Source organism: Maricaulis sp. ABE4_448 (genome assembly GCF_056160825.1).
In genome coordinates this window covers 141,358-155,560 of record NZ_JBSWXX010000004.1, presented here as the reverse complement: position 1 = coordinate 155,560, position 14,203 = coordinate 141,358, and the positions used below count along the sequence as shown (strand labels likewise).

Sequence of the window (14,203 nt, the reverse complement as noted above, 5' to 3'; positions counted from 1 at the left end):
AGCGTTGAAAAAGTGCCCGGCACCCTGCCCTGCCATAAAGACAGGACAGCGTGCCGGGCCCAATCGTCTCGGAGGAAGAGACTTAGAAGCGGGAACGCAGGCCGACGTAGAACTGGCGTCCGATCGGATCGTTCTGCGGACCCTTCAGGTTGGACTGGCTGCCCGAGTTGAAATTGCTGGGCAGGAAGGTGCCGTAATCGTCGAACAGATTGGTCACACCGGCATAGACCGTGGTGCGGTAATCGTCACCGAAGCGGTAGCGGGCATAGATGTTCGACACGAAGCGGTCGTCGGCCTCGAAATAATAGGGATCGCTGGGATCCACATCGAGATCGTCGATACCGCCGGACTCGTAGTTCAGCGTATAGCTGGCATAGAAGTCGCCGCGGCTCCAGAACAGGCGGGCCCGGGCCTCGTGTGTCGGATCGTACATGGAACCGTTGGAGTCCTCGCGCACCGGCGTACCGGCTTCACCGATGAACTCGAACTCGTCGGCCAGCGAGCGCGAATAGCGCAGGTCGAGACCGAATTCGCCCGGCACCGACGGCACTTCGAAGTCCCAGAGCACGGAGACGTCGATGCCTTCGGCAAGCAGCTCGTTGAGGTTTTCCTGGCGGTTGATCACCTCGATCACCCGGCCGTTCGACGTGTCGCGTGTGACGACATTGCAGAAGCGGTTGTTCGGGAAGTTCGGCGAGCCGTAGCACAGATCGACCGTGGTCTGGGTCGACACCGAGCCGATCGCATCCTCGACCTTGATATTGTAGTAGTCGACGATGAAGACGAGATCTTCGGCAAAGGCCGGCGACCAGACGGCACCGATGGTGAAGGTGTCGGCGGTTTCCTCGGTCAGCGTGTTATTGCCGGCATTCGGAGCATTGACCGAACCGTCGAATTCGAAGGCCTCGCCGGCATTGTCCGGATCGGCAAAGAAGGCCTGGATACCCGGCTGGCTCAGGCAGTTGGCGGAGATCACGGACGGATCGAAATCCGTGCCCGGCGGCGCCGTGATACCCGAACCGTCCGGCATCAGGCCATCGCACGGATCGCGCAGATCATCGGCGTCCTGGCGCGGCGCCGAGTAGAACTCCGTGATTGTGGGTGCACGTTGCGAGCGCGAATACTGCGTGCGGAAACGCAGCGTGTCGGTCGGTTCCCAGTAGCCGCCCACATTGTAGGACGAGATCGTGCCGATCGTTGAGTAGTCGGCCACGCGCGCCGCGAGCTGTGCGGTGACAGTTTCCAGCAGCGGGATCTCGACCTCGGCAAACGCCTCGACCACGTCGAAGCTGGCTTCGATTTCCGGAATCACCGACAGGCTGGTGGTCTCTTCCAGGATGATCGCGTCGACATTCGTGTCCTGGGTTTCTTCACGCCATTCCAGACCGAAGGCGGCGGCAACCGAACCGGCCGGGGCCTCGAACAGGACGCCGTCCATCGAGCCGCCGATCACGGTCTGCTCGCGGATCTGCTGGACGTGGCCGTCGATACGGATGTAGTCGGCCATTTCCGGCGTGATCGAACCCTCACCGAAAATGTTCAGCGGGATACAGCCATCGGCACGGGCGCCTGCATCGGCACACTGATAGCCGCCGGCCCCGTCTGACTCGACATCCAGCGCATAGCGGATGTTGAGATAATTCAGGTTGTTGCCCTGGATCTGGTTCTGTTCGAACCGACCATAGGTGGCAAAGGCATTCCACTGCCAGGTGTTTCCGATCTCACCGGTCAGGCCGGTCGCCAGGCGCAGTGTTTCGCGTTCATTGTCACGGGTCTCCTGCCCCACTTCGACAAAACGGCGATACCAGCTGACAGAGCCAATGCGTGTTTCTTCGACGGCCGCGGGAATGAAAGGATGATCGCTCGCAATCTGGCCGATATCGAACGAATTGCCGATCGGGCCGATATCCGTGGAATAGATCGCGGACTCGTAAGAGCCCTCATAGAGGCTGTCCACGCGCGACCAGAGCACATCGCCGAAAACTTCCAGGCGCGGCGTCAGCTCGTAACGGCCGCGGGCGGCGGCGGTATAGGCCGTAACTTCCGGCGACAGGGTGCGTCCGGGGCGATAATTCCAGCCATCCAGCGCGGTCTCGAACCCGACAGCCGGATCGCGGCCATCGGCCGGCGCGAGCGATTTGTCATTGTACCAGACGCCGTCGACATTCCAGGCGTCGTCGGACTCGAAACGGCCGCCGGGAATATAGGAGGTCAGGGAGTAGTCATTATACTCGCCATTGCCCGACCAGTCGTCGGTGCGCAGCGAGTCGGGGCGGGTCTCGTCGGCATAGACCGGTGTTTCATGGTCATAGCTCAGCGCCACCATGATATTGCCGCGGTCATTGTCGAAATTGCGGCCCATGGTGAGTTCGAGCGTGGTTTCCTGTTCGCCGCTCGCATCGGCCCAGCCATAGCGGGCCTCGACCTCGACGCCTTCCATATTGCGCTCGAGAATGATGTTGGCCACACCGGCAATGGCGTCGGAGCCATAGATTGCCGAGGCGCCGCCCGTGGTGACTTCGATCGAGTCGACAAAGCCGGCCGGAATGGTCTGCAGGCTGACGCGTTCGCCATTGCCCGAATTCGAGACGGCGCGGCGGCCGTCGATCAGGACCAGCGTCCGCTCGGAGCCCAAGCCCCGCAGATTGATGGTCGAGAGACCGGAATTCTGGATGCTCAGATCGGTGCTTTCCGGCGACAGGCTGGAATCGACACCCGGGATGTCGACCAGGATTTCACCGACATCGACCGTGCCGGACTCGTCGATATCGTCCGTCGTAAAGATCTGGGTCGGGATCGCCGTGGTCGCGTTGGAGCGCCGGATGCGCGAGCCGGTGACCACGATCGTGTCTTCGCCGGACGCCTGCGGGTCGGCCGAAGCGTCCTGCGCGACAGCGGCGCCGCCAAGCAGCATGGCGGCCGCGGACACACCGCCCATCAGCATGGCCCGGCCCGTGGTCCATGCGGTTCGATTACCCAAACTCATCGGAAATCCCCTTGTTTTTCGCACCGTCCCCTCGACCGCGCGTAGTGTTGGTAGAGGGGAGACACGCAAGGGACCGCATCGGGTACCCGGGCTGTCATAAATTTTGAGAAAAAGATGGCGCCGGCCTACCAGCGCGCCCGCACGCCGGCATAGAAGCGGCGTCCTTCGACGTCATAGGCAGGGCTGAAATTGCGCCGCCCGCCGCTTTCCGTGCCGCTTGGCAGGAAGGGGCCGTAATCGTGGAAGACATTGTTGATGCCGCCGAAAAACTGCAGCCGGCCATCTGCGCCGGCGAGATAGCGCACATGCAGATCGTGTTGCATCCACGGATCGATTTCCAGGAAGAGCATGTCTTCGGCATTGGCCTTTGAGGCGCGGTCATGCCCGTCGATCACCGCACCTTCATAGCGCACCCGCCACTGCACCAGCCAGGGCCCGCGTGTTACGCCCAGCCGGGCCGTCCAGCGATGATGCGGCGCGCCGGCCTCGCCATCCCAGACCGCACGGCTGATATCGCCATCCGACGCTTCAAACACCTGCTCCAGGCGATCAGTATAGGCGTAGAGAACCCGCAAATCCCAGTCACCGGACCAGATCGAGGCCGCAGACACCTGCCAGGCATAATCCAGCGTCACATCGGCTCCGGCAGACCGGATCTCGTTGAGATTGGCGACACGGTTCTGCATCTCGAGGAGCTGGCCCGTCTCACCGCGCTGGATGTTGGCGCAATACCGGTTGGCGGTTATCGCAACCGGCGCACCATAGCATTCCGACAATAGCGCCTGGCTGGACAGGGACGAGATCGCACCGGAAACGCGGATATCATAAAGGTCGACCGACAGGCTGAGCCCCTCGGCCTGCACAGGCGTGTAGACCAGTCCCAGCGTCACGGCATCCGAGCGCTCTTCCTGAAGGTCCGGATTGCCCGAATTGGGCGCGTAGACGCTGGTGATCGTCTGCTCGTAGACGCCGTCTTCCGCGATGGCCCGGGCAATCCCCGGCTCGGAGCGGCAGTTTTCGGCAATCTGGCCGGAACTGGTGCCGGTTACGCCGTGGCAAGGGTCGCTGACGGTGTCATAGTCGCCGCGCGGACCGGAATAGAGCTCGGTCAGGCTGGGCGCGCGCTGGGCGCGGGAGATCTGCCCGCGGAAGGCCAGCGCATCACTGGGCGACCAGACCCCGCCGAGACGATAGCTGCCGACCAGACCGACCCGGTCGATATCGTAATGGGCCAGACGCACGGCTGCGGTCACGTCGAACCGATCCGGGACAACAGGCACTAGCGCTTCAGCAAAGACTTCGCTCGCATGGCCGGCCGCATCCAGACCGGGAACGCCGACATAGCCGGTCTCGCGATTGAGAGCCGCCGCATCGCCACGCGTGCGCTGGCTGTCGACGCGGTATTCGCCCCCCCAGGCAAGCGACATCACGCGCCCGTCCGGCAGCACGACATCGCCCAGCGCCGACCCGGTCAGCGTCCATTGCTCGACCTCGACCTCCAGCCGGTCGGTGGCGCGGATATAGTCCGCCGCATCCGCCGAGATCGCGTTCACGCCGAACATGTCCAGCGGCGCGCATCCGGCTGCGCGCGCAGCGGCGCTGACACAGCGATAACTGCCGGGGTTTGCCGGGTCGGCCTCGATGTCCAGGGCGTCGCGGATGCGGGCGTAATTCACCTCACCACTGCGCAGCTGGTCCTGGTCGTAGCGGCCATGGCCCAGGGCGATATCCCAGCTCCAGATCCCGGCCTCGCCCTGAAGCCCGGCCCAGAAGCGTTGTGTCGTCCGGTCATTCTGGCGGTATTCCTCGCCCAGCTCGCTGAAGCGCCGGCGCCAGGTGATGCCGGACAGCCCCTCGTCCAGCGCAGCCTGCCGGATCGGCTCGGGCACCAGTGCATGATCCACCGGGATCATGCCGATCCGCTCATTTTCGAGCCCGAAACGCTCATTGTAATAGGCGGTCTGGGCTTCCCGGATGGACAGACTCTCGCTGCGCGAGAACAGGCCCGTGAAATAGGCCGACACGCCGCCATCGAAGTCGTAGTCGAGCTTCAGCGCGAACAGGTCGCGCTCACGCGGGACCGAAATCGTGGCGAAGGAACGGGTGTCATAGCCGTCGGTCGCGATGTCGAAATCGGTCTGCAGCCCGGTTTCGTCATACCAGAAATCATAGCCGATGAAGCGCCCGCCCGGCGTGTAGCTCGACAGGTCCGTTTCCAGCGTTTCGCCATCGCTCGACAGGCTGACCGGAACCCGTGCCCAGTCGCGATCCTCTGCACCGATACGGCGGATGCTGTCCTGGGTGAGATTGAGAAGGAGACGTCCACGGCCATCGCCGAACCGCCAGCCCTGCGTGGCGCTGAGCACGCTATACTGGCCGCCGCCATCCTCGGTCATGCCAGCCTGGGCGAGCAGGCGGCCGCCTTCCAGGCTATCGATCAGAACGAAATTGACCACGCCCGCAATGGCGTCCGAGCCATAGACCGCAGAGGCACCGCCGGTAGAGATTTCCACCCGTTCGACAAATTCCGCCGGGATGGTGTCCGAGCCGAAGCGGCTGGCATTGCCGCTATTGGCCACCGTGCGCCGCCCGTCGATCAGCACGAGTGTCCGCGTCGTGCCCAGACCGCGCAGCCCGATCGAGGACAGGCCGGCATTCTGGGCGCTGAGATGGGTGGAGGCGTTGGAGAATTCCAGCGTCGCCGGCGACTGGCTGGTGATCATCTCGCCGATCTCGATGGCGCCCGAAGTTTCCAGCGCCGCACGGCCGATCACCTGCACGGGCAGGACCGCCGCTCGCCCCGCCCGTTCGAAGCGCGAGCCGGTGACCAGGATCACTTCCCGCGGATCGATATAGGCCGACACCGCAGGCGTTCCGGCCGGATCCTCGCTCACGCGGTGCCCGGACAGACGGATAACGCCGGGGGCCGCCTCGCTTGCCGCATCCGGCCCGGCCGCATCGGCCCGCCGTGCAAGAACATGGGTCCGGGTATCGACTGTGCTGAATTCCAGACCCGTGCCGGCCAGCAGCACATGCAGCCCGTCTTCCGCCGCATAACGGCCCTCGATACCCCCGGTCCGCACACCGTCAACCAGATGCGATTCCGCCAGCAATTGATGATCCGTCACGAGGGCAAAGCGCGACAGCGCAGGCCCCAGCGGTCCGGCGGGAATATCGAAGCTGAAAGCGTCCGGCGCGGCGGTTTGCGTTTCCTGGGCCACAGCCGGGGCATACGGCATCATCACCGGGAGCAGCGCACCAAGCATGGCTGCCCGGACGCTCCTCATCCTGACTGATGTCCTGCCGCTGACGCGCATCCCCGCACCTCGATACGGGGACGCCCGATCCCCCTCACGGGATAACTTGCCAGAAGCCGTGTGACATCGCTGTTACCGAAATGTCGCAATATCGCCGGAAGATGCACGCGAAGACCGCTCAGGGTTGTATATTTCCATCGGAGGCGTGGATGCGGATACCATCGCCGGCCCGCTCGATCCGCAGCGATTCGGTTGCCGACAGGGCCGCCAGGAAGGCCTCGCTGTCGGACGGGTCGAAGGAGCCCGAAATCTGCAATTCGCCCAGCTGCCCTTCGGCGAAGGCAATGTCGAGATCATTATAGCGCCGGAATTCGCTGACCACCTCGCTCAGACGACGCCCGTGGAAGACGAGCCGGCCCTGACGCCATGCCGTCGCAGCCACCACATCGACCCGCGCCGGTTCGGATGCCGGCTCGCCCGGCACCAGCTCGACCTGGTCACCGGCGCGCAGCAAGGCCGCCGATGCCGGACCGCTTTCGACCCGCGTCTGCACCAGGCCCTCGACCACTGTCACAACCGTGCGGCCGTCATCGCGCGAATAGACGTTGAACGCAGTGCCCACGGCCCGCACCTCATGACCGCCCGCCTCGACGATGAAGGGCCGCGCGGGATCGTGCGAAACCTCGAACAGGGCTTCGCCCGCTTCCAGCACAACCCGGCGCTCATCGGCGGCGAAAGCCGTCGTCACCCGGGAGCCGGTATTCAGCGTCATCACCGACCCGTCCGGCAGGGCGATTTCCTGCCGGTCACCCCGCGCCGTGGAATAGGTTTCCAGAGCCGCGACCTGCACAACTCCGTCAATGTCAGTCGCCCGGTCACTGCCCAGCAAGCCTGTCCACACGGGCAAGGCGATCGCCAGGGCGAGCATCGCCGCCATGCCGATCACGGCCGGCGCGATCCAGGCCGGACGGCCGGGCGCCTCTTCTGCTGCCAGTTCCGCCTCGGTAGCGGCGATCAGATCGTCGGCCCAGTCGCTACCGTGCGCGGCATCGATCATGCCCTCGAGCTCGAGACAGGCATTGAGCGCCGCCTGGTGCTGCGGATCGGCCTGCAGCCAGGCTTCCAGCTCAGCTTCAGCGGCTGCGTCCAGCGCACCATCGGCCATAAGACGCTCGGCCCAGACAGAGGCGGTGTCGAAGATGTTCATATCGCGATCAGCCGGCATCATTCGCCGCCCTTGCTGTATCCCCGTTCCCGTCCGGCATCCCGTGCAGATGCTCGGCCAGACGCGCCATGCCGCGCTGAACGTGTTTCTTGACCATGTGGATCGAAATACCCATCCGCTCTGCGGCCTGCTGATAGGTCATCCCCTTCAGCTTGCAAAGCACGAAGGCGTGCCGGCATTTCGGCGGCAGCTGCCCGATGGCTTCGGACAGGGCCGCGCGCCGGGCTGTGTCACGCTCTTCGTCCCTTATGGTGTCCGCAGGCGACGCAAACGGGGCAACAACGTCACTGTAATGATGCGCCACTGCAGCAGAATGGCGCCTTACCGTATTGCAGTGCCGCAGATGATTTCGCGCAAGATTGGTCGCGATCGTGGTGACGAAAGCGCCCTCATTCCGCACGGGTCCGGTATCGCCATCGACCTCGAGCAGCCGCTCGAATGCGGCGTGCGTGATATCGTCAGCATCCTGGGCATTGCCGACAATGCGCCACACGATCCAGCGCACGCGCCGCCCGTGCACGCGATACAACTCTTCCACATTTACGGCATCATTGACGGCCGCCACCATTCTTACGCTTCCCCGCAGCCGGCCGCCCCCTTTGGCGCCCTGTCCCAGGACAGTCCGACATGCTCCCCCAGAGCCGGTGCAGGCGCAAGGTACCCGATGCGGAGCGTCACGTGTCTCATGTCGAATGCGGTTGAGTCTGTCAGTCGGCGGACGGGTCCGTCTCGCGCGCAGCCCGCGCTGCGGCGATGACCGCGTCGACCTGCTCGCCCGCCTGGCCGAGATAGGTTTCCGGATCCAGCAGGATATCGATTTCCGCCTCGCCAAGCACGTCGCGGATGACAGCATTGCCCATCACAGCCTCACGAAGACCGGCACCGTTCTCACGCGCTTCAGCGGCCAGATCACGGATCAGTTCCTCCGCCTCGGTCCGGCCGATGTGCGACGCCAGCGCGAACACGAAACGCTGTGACAGTATCCAGCCGCCGGACCGATCCAGATTGCGGCGCATCGCTTCGGCATCGACATGCAGCCGCCCGACAAGCCGGTTCGCCGCGGACAGCATGTCCTCAGCTTCGATCGACAGTTCGCCGATGGCATCATTGGGGCGTGAAGTATTGTCGCGCTCGAAAAAATTGATCATGTCGCCAGCAACGATATCCGACAGGGCAGGAACGGTCCGGGAATAGTGGATCAATGCCTCGGAGAGGGACGGATTATTCTTGTGCGGCATCGTGCTCGACCCGACAGCCGTGCTGCTGCGTTGCTCGACGACCTCCGCAATATCGGTCATCTGCAACAGGAAGACCTCCTGCCCGACCCGACCGTAAAAGCGCGCGAGCAGACCGAGGCTGACCGCATATTCGGCAAACACATCGCGCGAGGCGTGCCAGTCATCGGCATAGGGTTCTGACAGGCCCAGCTCTTCACCGAACCGGCGCTCGACCGCCTGGGCCCGGTCACCCAGACCGGCATAGCTGCCAACCGCGCCCTTCATGATGGCTGACCGTTCGACCCGGCCCAGCAGATCGGTCAGGCGCTCGATATGGCGACGGTTCTCGCCGATCCAGCCGGCAACCTTCTTGCCGAAGGTGATCGGCAGGGCATGCTGGCCCAGCGTGCGGCCGATCATCGGCGTGTCACGGTGCGTCTCGGCGAGATCGATCAGCTGCAGCTCGATCGCCCGCAAATCCTCGATCAGAAGCAGGATCGACTGCCGCACCTGCAGGATCGCCGCCGTGTCATAGATATCGACCGTGGTCGCGCCATAGTGGAGATAATTGGCCGCATCGGCGTCGAGGGACCGCGCGAACACATTGAGGAAGGCCACCATACGGTGGCGAACAACAGCATATTCTTGCGCCAGCGCCTCCGCCGGAACCGCGTCCGGCCGCGCTGCAGCCGTGATCGCATCGGCCGCTGATTGCGGGATCACGCCTTCGGCCGCCTGCGCGCGCGCCAGGGCGGCCTCAATCTCCAGCACGTAGGCGTTCAGCCGCGCATCCGAGAAAACGGCCTCGACAGTCCCAGACTGTGCGCCTGCGGCGCCGGGAGCCAGGCCGGTGAGCAGGATGACTGCAGCGCGAACGGCGAGCCGCAGTTGGCTCACTGCCCGGTCCCCAGGCCACGCATCAGGATGTAAACATAGTCGATGGAAGCGGTGAGCGGATCTTCGGATATCCGCCAGTCGGTGAAACTGTTCGCGGCCGCAATCGTGTAGCCGCCATTCAGGAAGACGGCGTGAGTCAAGATGCGCTCAGCCGCCTGGATGTCTACCGGACGCGCCTCACCGGCTTCAACAGCGTGCTCGAGCGCGTCGCCGAAGCGCCGTGCGATATTGCGCAGCCTGGCCGCATGCCGGCGCTGGCGCGCTTCCGGCAGGGCCGCTGCCAGCGAGGGCCGCAGCAACGGCGTGACACCACTGGCCTGCTGGTAGATCAGGTCGCGAATGGCATGCTCGATCACACCGAGCCCGGAACGGCCGCCACCCTCGGCCCGGTCCAGCGCCTGCTCGACCGTGGTGAAGGATCGCTCGAGGCATTGCTCCAGCAACTGCTCCTTGTCGGGGATGTGATAATAGAATGCGCCCCGGGTCACCCCGAGCGAAGCGGCCACTTCCGACAGGGCGACCCCGCCGAAGCCCTTCTTGTTGAAGAAACGCGTGCCGGCCTTGAGAAAGGCTTCCCGTTTCATGCGATTGCGCGCTTCGCGGTCAAAGACCTGCGGGACGCCGACGTCCGGGGTTCCCGGTTGAAGAGGCGCCGGCTGCCAGCCGCCGCTCGCTTTGAGACCGCCGGCGAGTATCTCGAGGAGCGTGTCTGCCGCCGTGTCGATATTCCAGTCGCGCTTGCGCCGCGGCCAGGACCCCATCCAGTCAAGAAGTTCGAAAACGAGGAAGGTCGCCGGTTCGGACCGTCCGAGCGGCGCCCCGCTTTCCCGGACCCAGCTGGCAATCATGTCATTCACGTCCGAGACGCAGCGCGACAGCTCTTCGGCTATGCTCGCGTGGAGTTCGTCCCCCAGCGCGTCGAGATCATTCATCGCCGCCAGATTATGCCGCCGGCCTTCCGATACGGCCCGCATGTGATCGGCAAAAACCGCGAACAGTTTGCGCAGTTGTGCGGACGGGCCGCCCGCCGTACGTGCAATCTCGACCGCCTCGGCCAGGGCCCGTGCCGCGGCGTGGTAGACTTCACCGGCCAGGTCTTCCTTCGACGCGAAATAATAGCTGATCCCGGTTTTCGTCAGCCCCAGATCCCCCGCGATGTCCTCGAGCCGCGTCGCATGGACACCTTCGGCGTCAAAGCGCCGCGCAGCCGCCGACAGGATGGCCGCCTCCTTGCGCTGCCGCTCCTGTTCGCGCGAAAAAGGCGAAGAATGATCAGGGAAGTCGGGACGGAGTACGCTCATAGATCGTGCCTCTTTCCTTTGAGTACGGGATCGGAAAAGACCGACCCCGCGGGCATTTGCGACATTCCGAAGAGTCGCGCACCCGCCCTGCTCCTCTCCATAAAACCCCAGCCCGGCATTATTGACAAGCCCAGGAGAAGACAATTTGAACGGCGTGTACGTTTTTTATTGACACCGTCGAAAGTTCGCCGTCACTGTCATGGAAATACAAAATGCGGGGAGGGTAGCATGAATTCAAGGGCACGCTCGAAGTGTGACCAGTTCGCCCGCATGCTCAGCAAGCGGGCGCTCTAGCACGCCGTACATCCAGCCTGCCCTCCCGGCCCGAATCCGGACCGTCTGATATGCGACTTTCCCACATGGTCACGCTTGCCGCCCTGTCCGCCATGGCCGGGACCGCTTCTGCTCATGGCGCCGACACGGGCTTTGCAGTTCCCGCTGGCCGTGCATCGCTGACCTATTCCGGATGGGGCGGGCCCGACCTCACCGTCGAAACCTACCGGCCCGAAAACCTCCCCGCCGACGCTCCCATCATCTTTGTAATGCATGGCGTGAACCGAAATCCCGACGATTATCGCGACGCCTGGATCGAACTGGCCGACGCCTGCGGGCTGGCCATCATCGCCCCCGGCTTCGGCCAGGGCGGCTTTCCGGGATCTTCCGGGTATAATCTGGGCGAACCGCTGCCGGGCACCGGAGCGGTGTCCGCCTTCGACGCCATCGAGCCCTTGTTCACCACCATGCGCGCCGGACTGGGTTCGACACGCAACCGGTATTCGATATTCGGACATTCGGCCGGTGCACAATTCGTCCACCGTTTCCTGATGCTGACACCGGATACGCACGTCGAAGCCGCGGTGGTCGCCAATGCCGGCTGGTACACGTGGCCGGACATGTCAGCCGAATGGCCCTACGGGTTTGCCGGCGCGCCGCGCGCGCCGCTCGATCCGGGCGATATAGCCGCCCTGCCGATCACCCTGCTTCTGGGCGAGGCCGACAATGATCCGAATGCATCCAATCTGCGCCAGACCCCCGAAGCCCGGGTCCAGGGCGCACACCGGTTCGAGCGCGGCCTGAATACTGCCGCCCTGGTGGAGCGATTGGCCGCCGGTGCCGAGCTGGAACACGGATGGGCGGTCGCGACGGTGCCTGGCGTAAGCCATGACAACACCCGGATGGCGCCCGCCGCGGTCCGTCATCTGGTACCCGAACAGGTCTACAATACGACTGCCTGCCAGCTGGCCATGAACGGAGACTGACATGACAGACGCGACGCACGACGACGCGCCCGCCCTCTATCAGCGCATCGGACTGGCCGCCGGCCCGCTCGCCGCAATCCTGATCGGATTTTTCCTGCGCCCGGAAGGCCTTTCTGTTGACGGTGTATTCGTCGCCGCGATCGGTGCCTGGATGGCAATCTGGTGGGCAACGGAAGCGATTCCGGTTGCCGTCACCGCCTTCCTGCCACTGGTCCTCTTTCCCATCCTCGGCGTGTCGACGATCAGTGAGATCTCGTCCCCCTACGCCCATCCGATCATCTATCTCTTCTTTGGCGGCTTCGTCGTGGCCCTCGCAATCGAGCGGTGCGGCCTGCACCGGCGCATCGCGCTCGGCGTCTTCCGTATGGTGGGCACGAATGCGCGCGCACTGGTCGGCGGTTTCATGCTGGCGGCGGCGATCGTCAGCATGTGGATCTCCAACACTTCGACGACGCTGATGCTGCTGCCCATCGCGGTTTCCGTGGTCACGGTGATCGGCGAGACCATGCCGGATCTGGACGTTCGCCAGCGGAGCAATTTCTCCATCGCGCTCCTGCTCGGCCTCGCCTATGGCGCCACGCTGGGCGGGGTTGCCACCCTGGTCGGCACACCGCCGAACGCATTCATGGTCGGGTTCATGTCAGACAGCTATGGCGTCGAGGTCGACTTCGCACGCTGGATGCTGGTAGGCGTTCCGGTGAGCGCCGTGCTGCTCCCGATTGCCTGGCTGACGCTCACCCGCATCATCTTCCCCGTCCGCTTCACGGCCTCGGCCGACGCCATGAAGCATATCGGCCAGATGCGCACAGCTCTCGGCCCGATGAGCACGGCCGAAACGCGCACAGCCATGCTGTTCGCCTTTCTGGTGATCGGCTGGGTCGGACGCGGTTTCCTGTCGGGCGTGCCGGTCATCGGTTCGATCTCGGACACCGGTATTGCCATGATCGCTGCGGTCGGCGCCTTCCTCATTCCCTCCGGCAAGGACGGGCAGGCACTCATGGTCTGGGAGGATATGGGCAAGCTGCCCTGGGGCGTGCTGATCCTGTTCGGCGGCGGCCTGGCGCTGGCCTCGGCCGTCGCCGGTTCGGGCCTTGCACTCTGGCTGGGCGAACAGCTGGCACCGCTCGGCGCGCTGAACCTCGCCCTGCTGGTGATCGTCGCCACAGCACTCGTGATCTTCCTGACCGAGCTGACCAGCAATCTCGCAACAACCGCGACCTTCCTGCCAGTCATCGCTGCGATCGCCGTGGAAACCGGTCAGGATCCGCTGGTCTTCGTCATCCCGGTCACGCTGGCAGCCAGCTGCGCCTTCATGCTGCCCGTCGCGACACCGCCCAACGCCATCGTGTTCAGCTCGGGCCTCGTCTCGATCCCGCACATGGCCCGCGCCGGCTTCCTTTTGAATATTGTCGCCATCGCCGTCCTGGCCATGGCCGCACTCTGGCTCTCGCCGGTCGTGTTCGGGGGGTAGGGATGGGGACAGCGCGGAGCCCTCAAGCTCCGCGCTCATTTCCTAGAACCGGCTGTAGGACAAGTCGTCCTTGCCGCGTTTGCCCATCACCATTTTGGGGTCGTCGGGATTGAACAGGCCCAGACACCAGGTCTCGTTGGCGGGGGCGTCGCGGTTCCAGTCGAAGGCCATCTTGCGGTGGGCGATGCGCCAGATCCCGTCGCGGCGCTCGAAGCGGTCGGCCAGCCGGCCACCGGTCAGCGTGTCATGCGCCTGGCCCGACTTGTCGTCGAAACGGGCGAAGGTCAGCACATAGCTTTCCACCCAGGCGGTTTCGCCATCGTCAGAGAATTCGACGTGGACGTTGCTGACATAGTGCGCCATCGGGTGGCTCAGCTTGGCAAGACGCTCAACCGCGCCGAGCACATATTCATGGGCCGGCCCCTGATAGGTGCTGCCATGCTCCTCGATCGCGTCAGCATGATAGCAGGACAGGAGCAGGTCGGCGTCGGCCCGGTCCACACCCCGGGCATAGCGCGCGAGGACATCGTGGATGTCCTGTTTGGCGATCAGGGTCTCAAGCGTGTTTGGCGGATAGCTCATCTCCGACC

At 64.3% G+C, this 14,203-nt stretch carries 9 protein-coding genes; 2 read left to right on the top strand and 7 right to left on the bottom strand.

The genetic code is table 11. The annotated features are described in order from the left end of the window. Nucleotides 1-82: 82 nt before the first annotated feature. The 6 genes from ACXAJV_RS12225 to ACXAJV_RS12200 all read right to left on the bottom strand — a co-directional run bounded on the left by ACXAJV_RS12225 (nucleotide 83) and on the right by ACXAJV_RS12200 (nucleotide 10,883). Nucleotides 83-2,986, bottom strand: coding sequence for a TonB-dependent receptor plug domain-containing protein (locus ACXAJV_RS12225; RefSeq protein ID WP_475085647.1), 2,904 nt, complete (start codon nucleotides 2,984-2,986; stop codon nucleotides 83-85). A 125-nt stretch (nucleotides 2,987-3,111) separates the two neighbouring features. Continuing rightward, entirely contained in the window at nucleotides 3,112-6,252 is a 3,141-nt protein-coding gene (locus tag ACXAJV_RS12220; protein ID WP_475085645.1) for a TonB-dependent receptor domain-containing protein, read from the bottom strand. A 169-nt stretch (nucleotides 6,253-6,421) separates the two neighbouring features. Continuing rightward, entirely contained in the window at nucleotides 6,422-7,471 is a 1,050-nt protein-coding gene (locus ACXAJV_RS12215; RefSeq protein ID WP_475085643.1) for a FecR family protein, read from the bottom strand. Then, nucleotides 7,458-8,036, bottom strand: a complete 579-nt coding sequence (locus tag ACXAJV_RS12210) for an RNA polymerase sigma factor (protein WP_475085641.1) — start codon at nucleotides 8,034-8,036, stop codon at nucleotides 7,458-7,460. The genes ACXAJV_RS12215 and ACXAJV_RS12210 overlap by 14 nt, the downstream gene beginning before the upstream one ends. A gap of 139 nt (nucleotides 8,037-8,175) precedes the next feature. Then, a complete protein-coding gene (locus ACXAJV_RS12205) occupies nucleotides 8,176-9,582 on the bottom strand; it encodes a lyase family protein (protein ID WP_475085639.1) in 1,407 nt (468 codons plus the stop codon). Further along, nucleotides 9,579-10,883, bottom strand: coding sequence for a TetR/AcrR family transcriptional regulator (locus ACXAJV_RS12200; RefSeq protein WP_475085638.1), 1,305 nt, complete (start codon nucleotides 10,881-10,883; stop codon nucleotides 9,579-9,581). Before ACXAJV_RS12200 ends, ACXAJV_RS12205 begins: the two co-directional genes overlap by 4 nt. Before the next feature lie 344 nt (nucleotides 10,884-11,227). On the opposite strand from ACXAJV_RS12200, the gene ACXAJV_RS12195 reads away from it, so the two are divergent. After that, nucleotides 11,228-12,142 carry an alpha/beta hydrolase family protein gene (locus ACXAJV_RS12195; RefSeq protein WP_475085636.1) on the top strand — a complete coding sequence of 305 codons (915 nt, stop codon included), beginning with the start codon at nucleotides 11,228-11,230 and terminating at the stop codon, nucleotides 12,140-12,142. A 1-nt stretch (nucleotide 12,143) separates the two neighbouring features. Beyond that, nucleotides 12,144-13,613 carry an SLC13 family permease gene (locus tag ACXAJV_RS12190; protein ID WP_475085634.1) on the top strand — a complete coding sequence of 490 codons (1,470 nt, stop codon included), beginning with the start codon at nucleotides 12,144-12,146 and terminating at the stop codon, nucleotides 13,611-13,613. Nucleotides 13,614-13,655: 42 nt separating this feature from the next. Here ACXAJV_RS12190 and ACXAJV_RS12185 read toward each other — a convergent pair whose 3' ends face one another. Then, nucleotides 13,656-14,195: a nuclear transport factor 2 family protein gene (locus ACXAJV_RS12185; RefSeq protein WP_475085632.1), complete on the bottom strand. Its 540-nt coding sequence runs from the start codon at nucleotides 14,193-14,195 to the stop codon at nucleotides 13,656-13,658. Nucleotides 14,196-14,203 lie beyond the last annotated feature (8 nt).

What these genes read in the sequence shown, in the direction of transcription:
- ACXAJV_RS12225 (WP_475085647.1), bottom strand. Translation starts at nt 2,986, where the DNA reads ATGAGTTTGGGTAATCGAACCGCATGGACCACGGGCCGGGCCATGCTG.
- ACXAJV_RS12220 (WP_475085645.1), bottom strand. Translation starts at nt 6,252, where the DNA reads ATGCTTGGTGCGCTGCTCCCGGTGATGATGCCGTATGCCCCGGCTGTG.
- ACXAJV_RS12215 (WP_475085643.1), bottom strand. Translation starts at nt 7,471, where the DNA reads ATGATGCCGGCTGATCGCGATATGAACATCTTCGACACCGCCTCTGTC.
- ACXAJV_RS12210 (WP_475085641.1), bottom strand. Translation starts at nt 8,036, where the DNA reads ATGGTGGCGGCCGTCAATGATGCCGTAAATGTGGAAGAGTTGTATCGC.
- ACXAJV_RS12200 (WP_475085638.1), bottom strand. Translation starts at nt 10,883, where the DNA reads ATGAGCGTACTCCGTCCCGACTTCCCTGATCATTCTTCGCCTTTTTCG.
- ACXAJV_RS12195 (WP_475085636.1), top strand. Translation starts at nt 11,228, where the DNA reads ATGCGACTTTCCCACATGGTCACGCTTGCCGCCCTGTCCGCCATGGCC.
- ACXAJV_RS12190 (WP_475085634.1), top strand. Translation starts at nt 12,144, where the DNA reads ATGACAGACGCGACGCACGACGACGCGCCCGCCCTCTATCAGCGCATC.
- ACXAJV_RS12185 (WP_475085632.1), bottom strand. Translation starts at nt 14,195, where the DNA reads ATGAGCTATCCGCCAAACACGCTTGAGACCCTGATCGCCAAACAGGAC.